The sequence below is a fragment of the Acinetobacter sp. YH12251 genome, assembly GCF_013417465.1.
Taxonomy (GTDB): domain Bacteria; phylum Pseudomonadota; class Gammaproteobacteria; order Pseudomonadales; family Moraxellaceae; genus Acinetobacter; species Acinetobacter amyesii.
This window is the reverse complement of sequence record NZ_VPDZ01000011.1, coordinates 1-19,384: the sequence shown is the minus strand read 5'-3', so window position 1 is coordinate 19,384 and position 19,384 is coordinate 1. Positions and strand designations below refer to the sequence as shown.

The 19,384-nt window shown below is 41.7% G+C and carries 17 protein-coding genes and 2 rRNA genes; 7 read left to right on the top strand and 12 right to left on the bottom strand.

Annotation, left to right across the window (positions count from 1 at the left end; translation table 11 throughout):
- Window positions 1-33: 33 nt before the first annotated feature.
- Complete coding sequence (locus tag FTV27_RS10980; protein WP_180078497.1) at window positions 34-1,182, bottom strand: TDT family transporter; 1,149 nt, start codon at window positions 1,180-1,182, stop codon at window positions 34-36.
- Between the two features lie 208 nt (window positions 1,183-1,390).
- Here FTV27_RS10980 and ribF point away from each other — a divergent pair, with 208 nt between their 5' ends.
- The 5 genes from ribF (at window position 1,391) to FTV27_RS10955 (ending at window position 6,997) form a co-directional block, all read left to right on the top strand.
- Entirely contained in the window at window positions 1,391-2,392 is a 1,002-nt protein-coding gene (gene ribF, locus FTV27_RS10975) for a riboflavin biosynthesis protein RibF (RefSeq protein WP_111886018.1), read from the top strand.
- Between the two features lie 63 nt (window positions 2,393-2,455).
- Window positions 2,456-5,302, top strand: a complete 2,847-nt coding sequence (gene ileS / locus FTV27_RS10970) for an isoleucine--tRNA ligase (protein WP_180024675.1) — start codon at window positions 2,456-2,458, stop codon at window positions 5,300-5,302.
- Window positions 5,295-5,834: a signal peptidase II gene (gene lspA / locus FTV27_RS10965; protein ID WP_078190655.1), complete on the top strand. Its 540-nt coding sequence runs from the start codon at window positions 5,295-5,297 to the stop codon at window positions 5,832-5,834. Before ileS ends, lspA begins: the two co-directional genes overlap by 8 nt.
- Window positions 5,827-6,309 carry a peptidylprolyl isomerase gene (locus tag FTV27_RS10960; RefSeq protein WP_078190656.1) on the top strand — a complete coding sequence of 161 codons (483 nt, stop codon included), beginning with the start codon at window positions 5,827-5,829 and terminating at the stop codon, window positions 6,307-6,309. Before lspA ends, FTV27_RS10960 begins: the two co-directional genes overlap by 8 nt.
- A 145-nt stretch (window positions 6,310-6,454) precedes the next feature.
- The gene (locus FTV27_RS10955) at window positions 6,455-6,997 is read left to right on the top strand and encodes an NADPH-dependent FMN reductase (RefSeq protein WP_180078495.1); all 543 of its coding nucleotides are present in this window, start codon (window positions 6,455-6,457) and stop codon (window positions 6,995-6,997) included.
- A gap of 285 nt (window positions 6,998-7,282) precedes the next feature.
- Here FTV27_RS10955 and FTV27_RS10950 read toward each other — a convergent pair whose 3' ends face one another.
- From FTV27_RS10950 to FTV27_RS10935, 4 genes are all read right to left on the bottom strand, one after another.
- A complete protein-coding gene (locus FTV27_RS10950; protein WP_180024677.1) occupies window positions 7,283-8,575 on the bottom strand; it encodes a M20/M25/M40 family metallo-hydrolase in 1,293 nt (430 codons plus the stop codon).
- 537 nt (window positions 8,576-9,112) lie between these two features.
- A complete protein-coding gene (locus FTV27_RS10945; RefSeq protein WP_180024678.1) occupies window positions 9,113-10,402 on the bottom strand; it encodes a glutamate carboxypeptidase in 1,290 nt (429 codons plus the stop codon).
- A gap of 489 nt (window positions 10,403-10,891) precedes the next feature.
- A complete protein-coding gene (locus FTV27_RS10940; RefSeq protein WP_180078632.1) occupies window positions 10,892-11,230 on the bottom strand; it encodes a tautomerase family protein in 339 nt (112 codons plus the stop codon).
- Window positions 11,231-11,322: 92 nt separating this feature from the next.
- Complete coding sequence (locus tag FTV27_RS10935) at window positions 11,323-11,499, bottom strand: hypothetical protein (RefSeq protein ID WP_171263829.1); 177 nt, start codon at window positions 11,497-11,499, stop codon at window positions 11,323-11,325.
- Window positions 11,500-11,750: 251 nt separating this feature from the next.
- Here FTV27_RS10935 and FTV27_RS10930 point away from each other — a divergent pair, with 251 nt between their 5' ends.
- Window positions 11,751-12,791 carry a TauD/TfdA family dioxygenase gene (locus FTV27_RS10930; RefSeq protein ID WP_180078494.1) on the top strand — a complete coding sequence of 347 codons (1,041 nt, stop codon included), beginning with the start codon at window positions 11,751-11,753 and terminating at the stop codon, window positions 12,789-12,791.
- Window positions 12,792-12,883: 92 nt separating this feature from the next.
- Here FTV27_RS10930 and FTV27_RS10925 read toward each other — a convergent pair whose 3' ends face one another.
- A complete protein-coding gene (locus tag FTV27_RS10925; protein ID WP_249748488.1) occupies window positions 12,884-14,059 on the bottom strand; it encodes a PQQ-dependent sugar dehydrogenase in 1,176 nt (391 codons plus the stop codon).
- Between the two features lie 443 nt (window positions 14,060-14,502).
- On the opposite strand from FTV27_RS10925, the gene FTV27_RS10920 reads away from it, so the two are divergent.
- Window positions 14,503-15,102 carry a type 1 glutamine amidotransferase domain-containing protein gene (locus FTV27_RS10920; RefSeq protein WP_180078492.1) on the top strand — a complete coding sequence of 200 codons (600 nt, stop codon included), beginning with the start codon at window positions 14,503-14,505 and terminating at the stop codon, window positions 15,100-15,102.
- A 68-nt stretch (window positions 15,103-15,170) separates the two neighbouring features.
- On the opposite strand, the gene FTV27_RS10915 is transcribed toward FTV27_RS10920, so the two are convergent.
- The 6 genes from FTV27_RS10915 to FTV27_RS10890 form a co-directional block, all read right to left on the bottom strand.
- Window positions 15,171-15,482: an ankyrin repeat domain-containing protein gene (locus FTV27_RS10915; protein ID WP_180078489.1), complete on the bottom strand. Its 312-nt coding sequence runs from the start codon at window positions 15,480-15,482 to the stop codon at window positions 15,171-15,173.
- A 15-nt stretch (window positions 15,483-15,497) separates the two neighbouring features.
- Entirely contained in the window at window positions 15,498-16,343 is an 846-nt protein-coding gene (locus tag FTV27_RS10910; protein WP_180078487.1) for a hypothetical protein, read from the bottom strand.
- Between the two features lie 88 nt (window positions 16,344-16,431).
- Entirely contained in the window at window positions 16,432-17,781 is a 1,350-nt protein-coding gene (locus FTV27_RS10905) for an MFS transporter (RefSeq protein ID WP_180078485.1), read from the bottom strand.
- A 407-nt stretch (window positions 17,782-18,188) separates the two neighbouring features.
- Complete coding sequence (locus tag FTV27_RS10900; RefSeq protein WP_180078483.1) at window positions 18,189-18,740, bottom strand: DUF4256 domain-containing protein; 552 nt, start codon at window positions 18,738-18,740, stop codon at window positions 18,189-18,191.
- 234 nt (window positions 18,741-18,974) lie between these two features.
- Window positions 18,975-19,089: ribosomal RNA gene (gene rrf, locus FTV27_RS10895) — 5S ribosomal RNA — on the bottom strand.
- 189 nt (window positions 19,090-19,278) lie between these two features.
- Window positions 19,279-19,384 (bottom strand): 23S ribosomal RNA (locus FTV27_RS10890); the annotation flags it as partial.

The following is a 19,384-nucleotide window of genomic DNA, read 5'->3' as shown; positions in this document are numbered from 1 at the left end:
TTCTTCAACGGATTTACATTCACCCGACATCATTTAAGATGCGCGCTGAGCATCACAATACGCTTTTAAACACGGAGAAAAAAATAAGCTGCCGCGATAAAACCCTTGTATGGTTTTCAGCATCACCAATGTCCAAAGCGTACAGAGCAATACTGCAAAAAAAGTACCGAACTGTTGAATAGCGTGTAACTGCGTTTGTTCCGCCAAATGGATGACCGCCAAACTAAAAACGCCGAATGGAAACGTCATCGCCCACCACCCGAGATTAAAGGGTAAATCTCGTAAATGTTTTAGCGTGATGAGTATAGCGACTCCAAACCACCATACACCAAATCCAAGTAGAACAAGGGCTGCAAACACACCGCCTTGAAGTAACACCTGTCCTAAATCAACCAAATTTACTGCTGTCAAAATACGTGGGGCTTGCTCTCCCAAAAGTAACAGCGCTAAAGCCCCTGTCCCAATCGGTCCTAAGGCCAACCAACTGCTGATCGCCATTTCCTTACTTGGAAGTTGATGTAAAGCCAGACGCAGCAACAAGATGCTTAAGATGGCAAAGGCTGGAAATACTGAGATTCCCCAAAGGAGATAACTCCCCAGCAAAATATGGACAGCATGAGCCTGTGCAGGTAAATGTGCCAACAATAAACCGCCTGAACTGGCAGCCACCTCGCAAGCCACTATCGGCAATAACCATACTGCGGTCATGCCTTGCAGCGCATGTTGCTGACGACTAAACATCAGAAAGGGAACACACCATGCAATCGCAATTGCCATCAACACATCGACATACCATAAATATTCAGCCCATGTGATGATGCTTACGCCCAAAAACTCAGTGTACAGCGTGGTGCCAAATTTCAATGCGCCATTGATCAGGGTTGCCAGTGCCATGGGGATTGCCCCAAGAAATAAACTCATCACCGGATGCTGGAAAATCTGCTTGGCTTCTTGTGGATACAAGATCCATCGGCTGAGATACATCCCACTAAACAATATGAACAACACGATGCTGATCTGCCACAACCCTGCTCCGATGGACCACATCCACTGCGGCGCCAACGCTATAGATGGTAAAATGAGGGCCACCACACCTGTGCCCATCACCACCGTAAACCAGTTTGGGGTGAAATGACGAATCAAGTCTTGTTTATGCTGGAGTTGATAAAATGGCATTTTCATCGCATGATGCTCATCAAAATGGAATGTCTATAGTTTAAGCACACCATTAAATAAGAAAAATTGATTAATATTTATTTTTATAATTTATTTTACTGATAACAAATTCATCTCTGCATAAAAAAACTTGAGTAAAAACACAACAACAAGACGAACGCAGAAGATTATGGCAATATATAGCCCTCAAACATTTTCAACAATTGATTCGCCCATGAAGCTGCTCCGTCTGAATGCTTTAGCGCCCCACTTAGAACTCCCCAAAACTGCCGTGACCATTGGCAATTTTGATGGCGTACATTTGGGTCATCAAGCGATGGTCAGCCAGCTCAAAGACATAGCACAGCAACAAAACTTAAAAACAGCTGTGATGATTTTTGAGCCACAACCACTTGAATTCTTTAAAGCTTATGACGCTCCACCTCGAATCAGTTCACTACGTGAAAAAGTCGAATATTTAACTGAACTGGGCGTCGACTATATTGTGGTGGCGAAATTTGACAATGCCTTTCGTAATCTCAGCGCTGAAGAATTTGCCGATATTTTAAAAAATAAGCTCAATACACAAAGTTTAGTTTTGGGCGAAGATCACCACTTTGGCAAAAACCGTCAAGGCAATAGCGAATTTTTACGCCAATACGGCTTCCAAGTCACAGCCCTGCAAAATGTCGAAGTCGATGGCGAACGTGTCAGTTCAACACTGGTTCGTCAGACTTTACAAGCAGGCGACCTTGCCCATGCCGCAAAACTTTTAGGTCGTCCATATAGCATCACCGGTCGTGTGCAATATGGCGATCAAATCGGTCGCACGATTAATTTTCCTACCATTAATGTGCGTTTAAACCGTCATAAACCTTGTTTAAATGGCATTTATGCAGTCGATGTCATTTGTGAAACCGAATCTTTAACAGATAAAGTAAAAAGCGAAAATGCTGACAAATTAGGGGTTGCAGGTTATGCACCCTCTGCCCTGTTTGGTGCAGGGCATGTTGGTACGCGTCCCGCGATTAAACAGGAACATCCTGAATGGCGATTAGAAGTACATTTTCCTGATGTTTCTGCTAATCTGTATGGCCTGTTAATGCGGGTGACGTTCTTGAACTTTTTACATGGCGAAAAGGACTACCCTTCGCTTGAAGCACTGAAAGCGGGAATTGATGATGACGTCGAAAAGCTCCTTGAGTTTCGAGGTCAGCACCCTCATTTCCCCTTTTAAACCCCGATTATTTATTGTAAAACGCGTCAGTCAACGGGCTGATAAATTTGGAAGACAACTTGCATGAGCGATAAGCAAACTCCTGAAAATGCAGTGGATTATAAAGCCACGCTAAACCTCCCAGGTACTGAATTTGCGATGAAAGCAAATCTCGCAGTACGTGAAGCGAAATGGTTAGAAGAGTGGTATGCCGACAACATTTATCAGCAGATTCGTGCATCGCGTATTGGCAAGAAAAAATATGTGCTTCATGACGGCCCTCCATACGCAAATGGCCAAATTCACTTAGGCCATGCGGTGAATAAAGTCCTGAAAGACATCATCATCAAAAGCCGTGTGATGGACGGTTTTGACGCGCCGTATGTACCAGGTTGGGACTGTCATGGTCTTCCAATCGAACTGAAAGTTGAAGAAAAAGTCGGTAAAGTCGGCGTGAAAGTAGATGCCTCCACTTTCCGTAAAGCGTGCCGTGAATATGCTTACACCCAAGTCGAATTACAGAAAAAAGACTTCGTGCGTATGGGCGTATTTGGTGATTGGGACAACCCTTACCTCACCATGAACTTCAAACAAGAAGCCGACATCGTTCGTTCGCTCGGTGAAATTGCTAAAGCAGGCCATATTGAGCCGGGTCTTAAACCTGTAAACTGGTGTTTGGACTGTGGTTCTGCCTTAGCTGAAGCTGAAGTAGAATACGAAGACAAAAAATCAGATGCGATTGACGTTGGTTTTAACGTTGTTGATTTAGCTGATTTATCTGCACGCCTAGGTGTTACAGTTAGCGATTCTACAGATATCGTAATCTGGACAACCACGCCTTGGACTATGCCTGCCAACCAAGCGGTTGCTCTACATGCTGAGCTTGAATACCAATTGGTGAAAGCAACTGGCGAAGACAAAGCAGCGCAAAACTTCATCCTTGCAAAATCATTAGTTGAATCTGCAACGCAGCGTTATGGCTTTAACGCAGTTGAAGTGATTGCTGAGTTTGCTGGTGCAAAACTTGAAAACCTAGTACTACAACATCCGTTAATTGCTGAACGCCAAGTACCAGTAATCTTAGGTGAGCATGTCACAGACGGCAGTGGTACAGGTGCTGTACATACCGCGCCAGGCCATGGTGTGGACGACTATAAAGTTGGCTTACAGTACAACCTAAAAGTCGACAATCCAGTTGGCGGCAACGGTGTGTATTTACCGACTGCACCAATTTTTGCAGGCGAGCACATCTACAAAGCTAATCCAAAAATCATTGCTGCTTTAACCGAAGCAGGCAAACTTTGGGCACATGTGGTGATCAAACATAGCTATCCACATTGCTGGCGCCATAAAACACCGATTATCTTCCGTGCAACACCGCAATGGTTCATCAGCATGGATGCAAAAGGTTTACGCCAAGGTGCATTGAACGCGATTGAAAATGACATCAGCTTCGTACCGGATTGGGGTAAAAACCGTATCCAATCGATGATTGAAGGTCGTCCAGATTGGTGTATCTCACGTCAACGTACATGGGGCGTGCCAATTCCATTCTTCGTGCATAAAGATACTAACGAACTTCACCCGCGTACGCCTGAGCTGATCGAAGAAGTGGCGAAGCTGATTGAACAAGAAGGTATTGATGGTTGGTATAACCGTGATGCGTCTGAGTTTATCGGTGCAGATGCAGAGCAGTACAATGCGGTTCGCGATACGCTAGACGTTTGGTTTGACTCTGGAACAACACACTTTGCAGTACTCCGTGAACGTGAAGAATTGCAAGACCCTGCTGACTTGTACCTTGAAGGTTCTGACCAACATCGTGGCTGGTTCCAGTCTTCATTGTTGACGTCTATGGCGATTAATAACCGCGCACCTTATAAAGGCTTATTGACTCACGGCTTCGTTGTTGACGAAAAAGGCCGCAAAATGTCGAAGTCGATCGGTAACGTGATCACTCCACAAGACATCATTAAAGACATGGGTGCAGATGGTCTACGTTTCTGGATCGCCTCTGCAGACTACCGTTATGAAATGACTGCAGGTAAAGAAATCTTTAGCCGTGCATCAGATGGTTACCGCCGTATACGTAACACATTGCGTTTCTTGTTGGCTAACTTGAATGGCTTCAAACCATCGACGGATGCTTTGCCTGTCGATCAATTGATCGCACTGGATCAATACATCTTGCAACGTGCTGCGGAAGTACAGAAAACCATTCAGCAAGCCTATGAAGATATGAACTTCCATATCGTGACCAGCGCATTGACCAACTTCTGTATTAATGACTTGGGTGGTTTCTACCTCGACATCATCAAAGACCGTCAGTACACCACTAAGGCAGACTCAGCAGCGCGTCATTCTGCACAAACTGCGTTGTATCACTTGGTTCAAGCCTTTGTCCGTTGGATGTCTCCAATCTTGAGTTTCACCGCACAAGAAGCTTGGCCACTGATTCCAGAGCAATCTGAGAAATATGTATTTACTGCGGAGTGGTATGACATTCCTGTAGCCTCTACAGCGAATCTGGTGACTGAAGCTGAATGGCAAACCTTAATCACTGTCAAATCTGCAGTGAACAAGTTTATTGAAGCTGCACGTACTGCAAAAACTGTGGGTTCAAACTTGTCTGCAAAAGTTGAACTTTGGGCCAATGCTGAACTGAAAGCTGTTTTAGACAAATTCGGTGAAGAACTGCGTTTTGTCCTCATCACTTCTCAAGTGATTGTCAATGAGTTTGATGCAGCGCAAGGTGAAGCCTCTGACCTTGACGGTTTAAATGTCAAAGTCTCTGCTGCTGACGGTGAAAAATGTGCGCGCTGCTGGCATGTACTGCCAGATGTGAATACACATCACGAACATCCAGGTCTTTGTTCTCGTTGTATTATTAACCTTCCTACAGGTCAAGGCGAAGAGAGAAAATATGCCTAATCCACAAGAAAAAAAGGGCTTCTTTCAATTCTACCCACACAATTTAGTGTGGGTGGGCTTATCCATTGTTGCCATTATTTTGGATCAATGGACCAAATGGATTGCAAGTACACATCTGAACTACGCAGATCCTGTACCTGTCATGCCCTTTTTAAATTGGACATTACTACATAACTATGGCGCTGCCTTTAGTTTCTTGTCCGATGCCGGTGGATGGCAACGTTATTTCTTTACTTCACTCGCAGGACTTGTGTCTGTCATTTTTGTATTTTGGCTCATGCGTATGCCAAAAAACGTGAAAGTCCTTCCGATTGCCATTGCCCTAATTTTAGGCGGCGCAATCGGTAACTTAATTGACCGTGTATCTTTAGGTTATGTGGTGGATTTCATTCACGTGTATTACAACAACAGCCACTTTCCTGCATTTAATATTGCAGACAGTGCTATTACTTTAGGCACGATTCTGCTTCTTATCGATACGTTTTTCTTAGAAAAACACCGAATTCAACGTGCGGAAGCGCAAAATGACTGATTTTATCAATCCTAACGAGGAAACTCGTATTGAAGAAGGCTCTAAAGTAGACCTTCACTTTTCTGTTGCTATTGAAAATGGCGTAGAAATTGACAATACCCGTAGCCGTGCTGAACCTGTCAGCCTTGTCATGGGTGATGGCAGCTTATTACCGGGTTTTGAGAAAGCTTTATTCGGTTTACGTGCAGGTGACCGCCGTACCGTGAGCCTTCCTCCTGAAGATGCATTTGGTCCATGGAACCCTGAAAACGTACAAAAATTCGATACCGTCAAATTTGAGCAACGTCCTGTCGAAGGCCATATGATTGAGTTTGAAGATAAAGCCAAACAAAGTCTGTATGGGGTGATCAAAACCGTCGGTGAAGACATTACCGAAGTGGATTTCAACCACCCTCTAGCTGGTAAAAATATCACCTTTGAAGTTGAAATTTTCAAAGTGACCCCTGCCGGTCAACAAGGCGTAAAACTGATCTAAGTTTCAGCAAATAAAAAGCTCCTTCAGGAGCTTTTTTTATCACTATTTTTATAACTATCAATCGACTCGATACATTTTCTGTATATGCAACGGACCAAATTCATATTAATTTAATGCAAGACTTTAAAACAAGACGGGAAATACGATGAAACTTCATATTATTGTCGGCAGTGTCCGCGAAGGCCGTACGGCAATTAAGATTGCCAACTGGCTACTTTCAGAAATCGAAAGCTATGACTACAGTACCGTAGAAACTGAAATTGTCGATTTAAAAGAATGGGATCTGCCAATTTTTGCAGGCGCACATCCGCCTTTAACAGGCATTTATGACCAACCCAAACAACAAGCATGGGCAGATAAAATCGCACAAGGTGACGCATTTATTTTCATTAGCCCTGAATATAACCACGGCTACAGCCCTGCGCTCAAAAATGCATTGGATTACCTCGGTAAAGAATGGGCCGGAAAACCTGCGGCATACGTTAGCTATGGTGGCACCAATGGTTCACGTTCGATTGATCAAATTCGTCAAGTGGCAACCCAATTGGGCTTAATTGACAGTAATGCTGTGGTCGAAATTCGTGATATTTTCACGCGCAATCAAGCAGATAAATTCGAACCGAATGAATTTGACAACAAAGCAGTTAAAGCGATTTTCAAAAAATTACTGCAATATGTGAGTGCTTAACTCATGTCATGCGTTCGATGTAAGAAAATGCTTACTGCAGATGGCGTCCTTGACCACTATGCTAATTGAAGCACCTTATTTATAGTTAAACCATACAGAGACAGGAAGTTTCTAGAATAAAAAGAATGGAACATGCAGGAAGCGATTGATTTGACAGGAGTTGAATCTTAGCAATATACGAAAAAGCCCCAACAGGACGTTGGGGCTTTTTCATTTCGTTCTGTATGCTTAATCATAATGAAGCCCACCTAGGTAGGCTCCTTCTAATCATTGCGATATAGAATATTATCTTGCTTTCGACACATCCACAATTAATCGTGTTGCCAAATACAAACGCGGAATAATACTGTCTTTTAAAATATATTCTGCATTGCTTGAGTGAGCCCCATCTCCTGATAATCCCATTCCCTCAATTACAGCAGCTTTCGACTTTACTCCAGCAAAAGCAGCATCAGTACCGCCTCCTGTTGGAGTCAAAGAAACAGTCAATGGAATGTTTAACTCATTTTTATAGATGTCTTGCGCTTTTTCAGCCAACTTTTTAGAGGCATCATTTACAGCCAACGGTGGACGGCGGACTTCAAATTTCACACTGACTTGGCTATCTGATAACTTTTTATTTTTGATTTTCTCATTTAACGTTTTTTCCACGGCCTCAAAGTCTTGGACACGTAGTGCTCTGACATCCGCCTGTGCAGCAGCATGTTCTGGAATGACATTGCGTGTTTTACCCGCTTCCGCCACAGTCCAATTCAGCTTTAACCCAGTGTTAGGATCAGATAGATTTTGCATTTGTGCAATTTGGTGAGAGAGCTCAGTGAGTGCATTCACCCCTGCCTCAGGTTTCACACCGGCATGTGAAGATTTTCCTTTAATTTCTAAGTAGGCTGCGCCAATGCCACTGGTTGCCAGACGTAAGTTACCATCTTTACCGCCCCCTTCAAAAGACAACACCACATCCTGATCTTGTGCTGTTTCTGTAATCAACTTACGTGAGGCAGGTGAGCTGATTTCCTCATCTGAATTCATCAAAACAGTGATCGTGCCATAGTCTTTATAATTCAATTTTTTAAGGGTATTCAAAACATGCAAAATTGCAGCTACCCCTTGTTTATCATCAATGATACCTAAGCCATAGACCTGATTACCGTCAATTTTAAACGGTTGGTTTTTAAGCATTCCCCGTTCATAAACCGTATCCATATGCGCGATCATCATGATTTTACTTTTACCTTGACCTTTCAATACCCCTTTAACTATTGGTCCCATTTTCTCAGGTGTATCGTCCATGCGATAAATATCTGTACTTTCGATCACACTCACTTCAGCACCGACATTCTTCAACTGATCTGCCACCACTTTGGCCATTTGATTCAGGCCTTCAAGATCCTTACTGCCGGATTCAATATTGACCAAGGTTTTCAAGGTCTCTAAATAACTTTGCTTTTGACTTTCCGCAATTTGCATAATCTCTTGTGGAGATACTGCCCAACTTGCTGAAGCACTAAGCGCAATGACGCAGCCTAATGCGAGCTGAAGTTTTGATGTCGTCCGTTGTTGTGTAAGTGTTCTTAGCATCGATCTTATTCCCTGTATATTTTTCATTATGAATTTTTAATGTCTGATAAATTAGTTCACCATTCAACCAATTAATCGCAAAAATATGTAACACCGCTGATGAAGATTTTAATCTCATCAAAACCAGCTTCCCGCTGTTTTAAAACAGGTTTAGATCGATTTGGGTCAATAGTTCTATCGGTCGATAGCCTTAATGCTGTGCAATACATTGACGCGACGGACAAAATGATAATTTAGGTGTTGTAAGTTTTGGCTTACATCAGATGCGGATAATAGACACTATTCACGTTATTGGATTACTTTTATATTAAGGTCATACAGCGACAGGATGTCACTGAACATAAAACAACAATGATAAGACAATGAGCAGGAAGCTTAACGGTAGGACAGGAGTTATACCGCTAGAATGAATCCGAAAAAGCCTCGACAGGATGTCGAGGCTTTTTTCATTTCAAATGCTACACAAGAATAGCTCTAACATGAGCCACAACCGAACTCAAGGCCATGGCTCAATGGGTCTCACCCAATTGGATACGATTACTTTTTAGAACTCTCCACAATTAAGCGGGTCACCAAGTACAAACGCGGCACGATAGAATCCGTCAAAATATATTCTGCTTTATCTGAATGTAATCCATCTCCAGACATGCCGATTCCTTCTATGATCGCGGCTTTCGAACTAACACCTGCAAAAGCGGCATCGGTACCACCACCCCAAGCGGTCGTTTCAACTTTCATCGGCAGCTTTAATTCTTTTGTGTAAATCTGCTGGGCTGTCGCGGCTAATTTTTTGGCTTGTGGACTAGCTTCTAAAGGTGGACGACGGACTTCAAATTTGACTTCGACCTGACTTTCCGCTAATTTTTTGGTTTTGACTTTTTGCTTCAAGGTTTTTTCCAACTCAGCAAAATCTTGTGGTTTTAAAGAACGAGCATCTGCCTGCGCTGTCGCATGGTCAGGAATCACATTTCGGGTTTTTCCAGCCGTCGCAACAGTCCAATTCAGCTTTAAACCCGTTTTCGGATTGGATAGATTTTCCAATTGTTGAATCTGAAAAGCCAGTTCTGTCAAGGCATTGACCCCTGCTTCAGGTTTTACCCCCGCATGCGAACCCCGCCCTTTAATATCTAAATAAGCCGCACCAATCCCACTGGTGGCTAACATCAAGCTTCCGTCTATACCACCGGTTTCAAAGGAGAGGACAACGTCCTGATTTTGAGCGATATCCATAATCAACTGGCGCGAGCCGGGTGAACTGATTTCTTCATCTGAATTAATTAACACCGTAATGGTGCCGTAATCTTGGTACTTCAGCTGTTTCAGCATATCCAAGACATGAATCACTGCAGCAACACCTTGCTTGTCGTCCAAAATACCTAAACCATAGGCTTTATTACCCTCTATGCGAAACGGTTGACCTTGTAATTGGCCCTTTTGATACACCGTATCATTATGTGCCAACAACATAATGTTCGTTTTACCTTTGCCTTTCAGTACCGCTTTTACAATCGGCCCTGTCTGATCTGGCGCACCATCGAGTTTCATGATGTCTTTGGGCTGAATCAGGTTCACCTCAGCCCCTGTGGCTTTTAATTGCTCTGCGACCACCTTGGCAATCTGATTCAATCCCTCAATATCTTTACTGCCAGATTCAATATTGACCAAGTTTTTCAAGGTCTCTAAATAACTTTGCTTTTGACTTTCCGCAATTTGCATAATCTCTTGTGGAGATGCTGCCCAACTTGCTGAAGCACTAAGCGCAATGACGCAGCCTAATGCGAGCTGAAGTTTTGATGTCGTCCGTTGTTGTGTAAGTGTTCTTAGCATCGATCTTATTCCCTGTATATTTTTCATTATGAATTTTTAATGTCTGATAAATTAGTTCACCATTCAACCAATTAATCGCAAAAATATGTAACACCGCTGATGAAGATTTTAATCCCATCAAAACCAGCTTCCCGCTGTTTTAAAACAGGTTTAGATCGATTTGGGTCAATAGTTCTATCGGTCGATAGCCTTAATGCTGTGCAATACATTGACGCGACGGACAGAATGATAATTTAGGTGTTGTAAGTTTTGGCTTACATCAGATGCGGATAATAGACACTATTCACGTTATTGGATTACTTTTATATTAAGGCCATACAGCGACAGGATGTCACTGAACATAAAACAACAATGATAAGACAATGAGCAGGAAGCTTAACGGTAGGACAGGAGTTATACCGCTAGAATGAATCCGAAAAAGCCCCGACAGGATGTCGGGGCTTTTTCGTTTAGGCTTCATGAAAGCAACAATCCATGTATTTGCACAGACTAAACATCCACCTGAAAACCTAAATCAACATCACAGGCGGCTTGACCACCTCGAATCCCCCAATTTTCTAGAGGGCTTTCACGTAAGGTAATGATGATATGGTCTGCTGGAATACCAAATTCCACCAAATTTTGCACCAGTAATTGATATAACTTACGCTTGGTTGCTAAGGTTCGTCCCGCAAAACAATCAATGGTGATATGCGTAAAGCGCTCAGGCTGCGTCAAATGATCAAACACCTGAAACCGATGTGGCGCATGCACTTGCAAACGTATATTGCGGTCATATCGAGGCAATTGAAAACTCTGTTGTAAGGCGTCAAAAACAGCATTTATCAGCTGTTGTTCTTATTCTATGCTGTATTGCATCCGTATATCGATTTGTGTTGCAGGCATGCGCGAAACTCATTGTTGTTATTTAGATCACTACACTAGCAGGATTTAGCGACGTTCTGCTGTAGGCATTTACCTACAGCACTTGCAGTATTTACGCCTGTAGCCTCAACAGCAACGCGCCTATAGTAAGAACATACAGAGACAGGATGTCTTGCAATAAAAATAAATAATGCACATGCAGCAGGAACGCTGATCGGTATGACAGGAGTCATATCTTTAGAATGAATCTAAAAAGCCCTCGATAGGATGTCGAGGGCTTTTTAGATTCATTCAACGATCGCACTCTATTCGTCGAAAAATCGCAATTTATCAACAATACTTACATCGCAACAGTAAAACTGTACTTATAATCGGCAGAGAATTTAGACAGAATAACGGCTGCGAGTTCAGCAGCTCGAACTGTCAGCGCTTAGGGATTAGGCGACAACAATAAAAATTGAATTAAAAAATTAGAGAATGACCTATGCAATTGCAACAGCAACAACTGAATAGTTTTACCCGCATTTTTCATGCCGCTCCAGAACACAATAGCCCGCAAGATCTTGCACAATATATTGGCGCGCATCGACAAGAGCTTTTACAACTAATCCATGAAAATGGCATTTTGCTGTTCCGTGGTTTTAACATCGAGCAACCCGAACAATTTAACCAACTGATTGAACAATATTTTCAGTTTACGCCATGGAATGCATTTAACCCCAATATGCCCAGCTGGGTTGCATCTTGGATGCGAAAATACAGCGAGAAATTGCTCGGCGCTGGCGACTACCGTCGTTATATAGACCGCAACACAGTGCAATTGGGTCCAGTCGAAAACTCGGTACAAGGCCCGCATGTTGAAGGCGGCGTGCGCTCAGAACGCTCGCGTTATATCGCCTTATTTTGTCAGGAACCATCGACGTATTTAGCAGAAACAGGATTTAATAACTTAGAGCAAATTTGGGAGAATTTTCCGAAACATCTACAGGAAAAATATCTCGGCGCATGGAACCATTTTTCTTATGTCTCGGCGCGCGAGGTGGGATTATTTGATCGGTTATTGCTGAAAAAGAGCCCGTTTAGTTTAGAGATTCGACAAGATAAAAAAGCCAAACTGACCTTGCAGCGTTCGCCACTGGTGATTCATCACCCTGATACAAAAAAGCATGTGATTCAGCCGTGGGCTTTTGCCAATAATACCAATCCATTTGCCCATCAGGCGGCCAAAAATTGCTTTGAAAATCGCGGGGAGATTGAAATCGATTCAACGGCGGACGGCATGCAACTGACATGGGAAATTTACACGCCAGAAGGTCAACAAATTGAATGGAACGATGCCGAAAAGCAGCAATTTTTTGATGCGATGTATAAAGATGCCCTGCTTTTACAGTGGTATAAAGGCGATGTTGCTATTGTGGATAATATTAAAATTGCGCATTGGCGGATGAATGGAGAACAAGGAAATCGTAAATTAATTCAAATTCAAGCCAATGTATTTAATGCCGATGAGCACTATGCGGCTTAGCTGACGTATTTAAAATTCGTGCAGGCCTGTATGTGAGAAGCCCCGTAGGGGCTTTTTTTTATTTTTTGAATTTTTTGTTTATTTTTTAAACACTATTTTGGATCAATTTTGAATAACCATGCCTTTTCTCCATCTTCAATGCCCCAAATACTGCCGTCTTTGGCTTCAATGAGTCCTCGAATACGCTGTGGCATGGCAATTCGTTGTATTTCTTGGACAGGTTTAAGCTCTGTATCAACAATCACAATCGCTTCTGAAGATAAGCCACCAATCAGCGCTTTATTTTTCCACAAGGGGAACTTTTGCCCTTGGTAAAACATCAAACTTGACGGTGAAATCACCGGTGTCCAGCTGATGGCAGGCGCTTCAAATTCAGGCCGTGTATGATGATCAGGAATCGGTTGATCATCATAATGATCACCATTCGACACATGCGGATAGCCATAGTTTTTCCCACGCTGCACAAGATTTAACTCATCGCCGCCTTTCGGTCCCATTTCGGCCACCCAAAGCTGCTGTTTTGCATCAAATGCCATGCCTAAAGGATTACGGTGCCCGAAGCTCCAGACTTGCTTGGCAACTTCGCCTTGGGTCTGAAATGGATTATCTGCAGCAGGCGTTCCATCACTATTTAAGCGCAGCACTTTACCCAAATTTGACTGCAAATCTTGTGCAGGATCAAACTTCTGACGTTCGCCCGAACTCACCCATAATTTTCCATCTGTTCCAAATTGCATACGGTGTGAATAATGGCCTTGACCTTCTACTTTTGGAATTTGCCTCCAAATGATTATTCGCTGTTTTAAACTTGGCGCAGCTTCATTGAGGTTTAATATGGCTTTTTCGATGACAGCGCCATAACCGCCCTGTCCTGCTTCTGCATAGCTCAGGTATATTTGATGATTTTTTTCAAACTGCGGATCAAGTGCAATATCACCTAATCCGCCTTGTCCGCCATAGGCTACTTTGGGAAGGTTTTTCACCTGTATTTTCTGCTGATTTTGCGGGTTAAAGATGATCAGTTGACCTTTTCTTTGAGTTAGCAATAAGCGTCCATCTGGGAGTTGTTGAAACGCCCAAGGTTCATTAAATTGAGCGATTTTTTGTATTTTAAAGCGCTGTTCTTGCTGGATTTGTGCCGATTTTTGAGCTTGGCTTAGTGTTTGATTTTGTGCTGTAGTTGTGGTGTTTTCCGCATGGCATGCGGCTGTCATCAAGATACCGACGATGAGGCTAGGCGTTCGAAAGTATTGTATACATTGTTTCATTTACTGTTCCCTTCCCTTTTATAATCATTTGATTCTAATCAATTAATCAGATGATTTTTCTTTGCAAAGGTAACAGAATAATTTTGTACGTTTTGGCTTACATGACATGCAGAAAATTGCGGCTTTCCAAGTTTCTGAAACAGGCCTAATCTACAGTTATCAGGAGACAGGAAGTTTACGAAACATAAAACAATAACAATAAGTTTCTGCATCAGGATGTGAGATATGACAAGGAGTTGTATCTAGAACACGAAATACGAAGAAAACCCCAACAGGATGTTGGGGTTTTCTTTTTCTAGCTGATTTTTAAAAGTTCGCTCTAATCTAGAACTTTCGCATAACATCTCTGTCAAAACTTCTTACAGTTTCCTGCGAAATTATTACATACCCAAATCCGTCAGCTTGTTAGCGTGGTAGACAATCCTCATTGCAAGGAGTCAATCATGACTTTAAAAGCTTTAGTGATAACGTCAAATGTCGGTGTTGAACATGATGAGCTGATTCAACCCTTAAATTATTTAAATGAAAAGGGAATTGAAGCCATTCATGCCGCTGTTAAACATGCTGCGGTCCAGACAGTAAAAGCAGACAAAAAGGTCGAAGCTGAAGTCCAACCCAATGCCCAATTGAGCAGCGTAAATGCTGAAGACTATGATGTCTTAGTAATTCCAGGCGGAACTGTCAATGCAGATCATCTACGGATCGATGAAAATGCACTGCGACTTATTCAAAACTTTGCTGACCATCAAAAACCTATTGCTGCAATTTGTCATGGTCCTTGGGCGCTCATTAATGCTGAACGAATTCGTGATAAAACTCTGACGTCTTATAAAAGTATTCGTTTGGATTTGGAAAATGCGGGTGCACATTGGGTCGATGAGCAGGTGCACCGCTGTAATACGAGTGGTTGGGTGCTCATTACTTCTCGTTGTCCAGATGACTTGCCTGCGTTTAATCAAGCGATTCAGCAGGAGCTTGAGCAACAGCAACAGCAACAGCAACAGCAACAGCAACAGCAACAGCAACAGCAACAGCAACAATAATACTAAAATGAAAATACCCGCATATTGCATGCGGGTGTTTTATGAATCAACATTATAAAATATATGGCTTACAAATTTTTTAAGTACGCCACAACATCGTCATGACCTGCCATCTCTGCAAGTTCTAAAGCGGTGTATTGGGTCTTATGCTGTACATTTGCACCTTTCTCTACCAATAGTTTCACTACGTCTAAATAGCCGTTTTCTGCGGCTGCATGCAGTGCGCTATAGCCTTCTTCATCGGCAGTGTTTACATCTGTGCCATTCGCCAAAGATTTTTCGACTTCTGCGCGTTCACCTAAAGATGCCCAGTACACCAGTTCAGGTAGATGTAATTCTTCATCGTCTTCAGGGATTGGGGAGAATGCGTTGAGTTTCATAATGCAGACCTTGGATTATTTTTCAAATAATGGCCTATATCTTGCCATAAGTTCCTCTTCGTCAAGCTCCAAAATAGATGATAATTTTTTATAATCTGGTAAAGGAGATCTCTTTAATATTGACTGAAACTCAGCATTATCATTCGGTTTGTACGTTAAAATTGATCCATATCCCTTTATCAATTTTAAATTTATTTTCTGCTTTGCAACTTCAGGAAACTCTTGTAAAAATTCATAAAACCCAATAATTAGATCATCTATTAAGACTATTAGCCGCTCACTTAAATCTATAACACGAGCTAATTCGCTTAGGTCTGCAATTTGTGAAATTTCCTGACAAGTAATATTTATACTAGCCCTATTTGACTGTTTCTTATCCAAGATTTCCTTCTTAATTTTTTCATTTGATTCATTGCGGGTCTGTAGCATCTTAATTACGGATGAATAGTTGGAAAACAAAATAAGTAAATTGGGAATATTGTTCCATTTGGAAGGTGAGCTGCTAGATATAAAGGCTAACTCATGATATGGAAAACTATAATTTTTATCTTCCAAAATTATAAAAGGTATGGCAAAAAATCTTTTTAATGGATCATTACACAAATTATTGTTGTAATTAAATTTGATAGCTATCAATGATTGATGGATTTCATTACCTAAAAATAGCCATTTATTTACGGTGTCTAACTTTCTTTTTTCTAACACTGTTTTTTCTTGTCTATGAAAAACAAAATATCCAAGCAATGCGCCAAAAAGAGAAGAAAACAGAGCCATTGCTATTGGAAATATATAATCTTTAAGAATATCTGATTCTTGTTTTAATTGTAAAATTGCCTCTGCTATTAGTTGTTCTTCGCTCATATTTTTAACATGAATTTTTAATAAAATTCATTTCTTATAACATGAAAAAGCCCCCTTTCGGAGGCTTTTCTTTTTAAAGAATCACAACTTAAGCTTTGGCTGTAGATGCATCTTTAACATCAATTTTATCACTGTCATTTTCATGCATGATCAATGCAACCGCGATTGCAGTAATCAGTACAGGTAAACCTACCGCCATAAAGTTGAAATGCGCAGGTAAGTTCATACCGAGCAAACCACCAATCAAAATCGGGCCTACAATTGCGCCCATACGTCCAATGGCAGAAGACCAACCAATACCCGTCGAACGTACAGCAAGTGGGTAATACTGCGCCACATAGCTGTACAGCAGCATTTGCGAACCAATAGATGCAGCACCTGCCAAGAACACCAAGATGTATAGCAAGAACTGATTAGACTGGAAGCCCATCAAGCTCATCACAATCGCGCCCATCATACCCAAAACCATCAACACAGGTTTTAAATGGAAACGGTCAGCCAAAATACCACCGCCCACAATACCCACAACTGCGCCCACGTTCATGACCATCATGAACATTAAGCTGTTATCCATAGAATAACCGGCTGCCATCATCAGTTTTGGTAACCAGCTGCTTAGCGCATACATGGTCAATAGGCACGTAAAGAACGCCACCCAAAACAGCAATGTATTTACGGCACGACCACGGCGGAACAAGCTCACCACGTTTGCTGCTTCTGGTACATTTTCCTGTGGTAAAGTGAACACTGTATTTTCAGTCACTTTCACTTCAGGTGCTAAGCGCTTCACGATACTGCGGGCTTTTTCCTGTTTGTTTTCTTTCACCATAAATGCCAAAGATTCAGGTAAAAATTTCCAAATCACAGGTAAAAGAAAAAGTGGAATACCCGCAATAAAGAACATGATTTGCCAACCAAAGTCAGGGGTGAACCATGAACCTAAAAGTGCCGCCATCACACCACCGACTGCATAACCACTAAACATCGTCGTTACTAGTGTACTACGCATCTTCTGCGGCGCGTATTCCGACGTTAAAGCCACAAGGTTAGGCATTACACCGCCAATCCCTAAACCAGCCAAGAAACGCAAAATACCAAATTCTGTTGGATTTGACGCAAAACCACCGGCAAAGGTCAAACCACTAAATAAAACGATACAGATCATGATGACTTTTTTACGGCCAATCTTATCTGCTAAAGAACCAAAGAACATGGCACCAAACATCATCCCTGCGAGCGCAGTACTGGCAAGCATCCCCGCTTGCATTGCACTTAAGCCCCAGTCTTGCATCAATAATGGTAAAACCACGCCATTAATCGCTAAATCGTAGCCATCAAATAAAATAATCAATAAGCACCAAGCCACTACATTGAAGTGGAACGGGGTAAATTTAGCCTTATCGACTACAGAATTTATGTCTATTTTTTCCGTTGTCATCGTTCTCATCTCCCATGAGTACTTGTCCATAACATTCATTGAATTTTTAAGTAAAATTCAACAGCCACGGAATATACGGAACAGTAATTTCTAGGGATATTAGACGTATGTTTAATAAATCGAATTGCTTATAAGTGCATGTTAATTGTGTTATTTTTCATGTTTTAGTTTAATTATTAAACATTATCAATATATGATTATTTAACTGATTTTTTTAAATAATAATACTCTTATTTTCAGGTCTAATTCTTCTATTCTTTCATTAAACTTCAGAACGACACACCATCATTTATTTCTATCTTTAGTTTAGAAAAATTTTAAATGTCTAAAAAACAAACGCAATTACATCTTTAGAAAAGCTCACTTTAACGCTCTTGATTGTTTTAAATACCTTGATAGCACTGAGATTAAGCAATCACTAGCTTACAGCGAAATCCACGAGACGCATAATATGACTGCGCGCTATTATGATAGCTAAATACATGATCATAACGTCGATCACAAAACAGTGCCCCGCCCTTTTGCCGAATATCCGCTGGCGTTACGATCCAACTCGAAGTCTTTAAATCGAAATGAAAAACTTGCTGTAACGCACGATAGTCCTCTTCTGTCAGCAGCTGAGCACCGATGTCTCGCACCATATCTATAACGTTATTTTTGGGAGGATGATCCTTCCGATTCTCCAAGGCATCACGGTCATAACATAAGCTTCGTCTAGGTTTTGGCGACTCTAAGCTGCAATCATAAAATATCAGGTCATGAGATTGCCGATTCAGCGTCACAATATCTGGCTCACCGCCTGTATTTTCCATTTCGATTAAAATTTTTAGTTTTGAGGGCTGTGCAATCAATTGTTTTTTTACATCATCCCAAAGCAATTCTGGATGACGCTGCATGTTTGCCTCAAAGCGTTGCTGCAATATCTCTAAAATAGAGACTTCATCGAGATTTTGGAGCATATGTACATCCTATTCTTTTTATACATTGAGACCGTACTTCACTATAAAGAATATAAACTCACCTTGATGTAAATTTTTAGCGCTGTTTAGCCTCATTCATTTTAAATATCTCTCGTTTTCCTATTTTTGTGCTTTAGCTTTTTCTACTTTTATAACGTTCTTTTCCTTTTTTCTTTTTTCCCCCCACATAAAAAAACACCCCCTGCACTAGTCAGGGGGTGTTTTCGAATAATGAGCTGGCGATGACTTACTCTCACATGGGTAACCCCACACTACCATCAGCGCTAAGAGGTTTCACTTCTGAGTTCGGGAAGGGATCAGGTGGTTCACTCTTGCTATTGTCGCCAGCACAACTGTTATGGATACTTGCTTAGTCTAATCTCAGAGCAGTGCTCTTCGTGCTAAGTTTTCTACCAAATGAGTTATTAACAGATCATATCTGAGTTGCAGTATTTTGTTCTTAAGCGTTAACTAAATCAAGTTATTTTGCTTAATATCGAATCAATTGATGCTTTACATACAACTGTTTGGGTGTTGTATAGTCAAGCCTCACGAGCAATTAGTATTGGTCAGCTTCATGCGTCACCGCACTTCCACATCCAACCTATCAACGTCGTAGTCTTCAACGGCTCTTTAGTGGACAT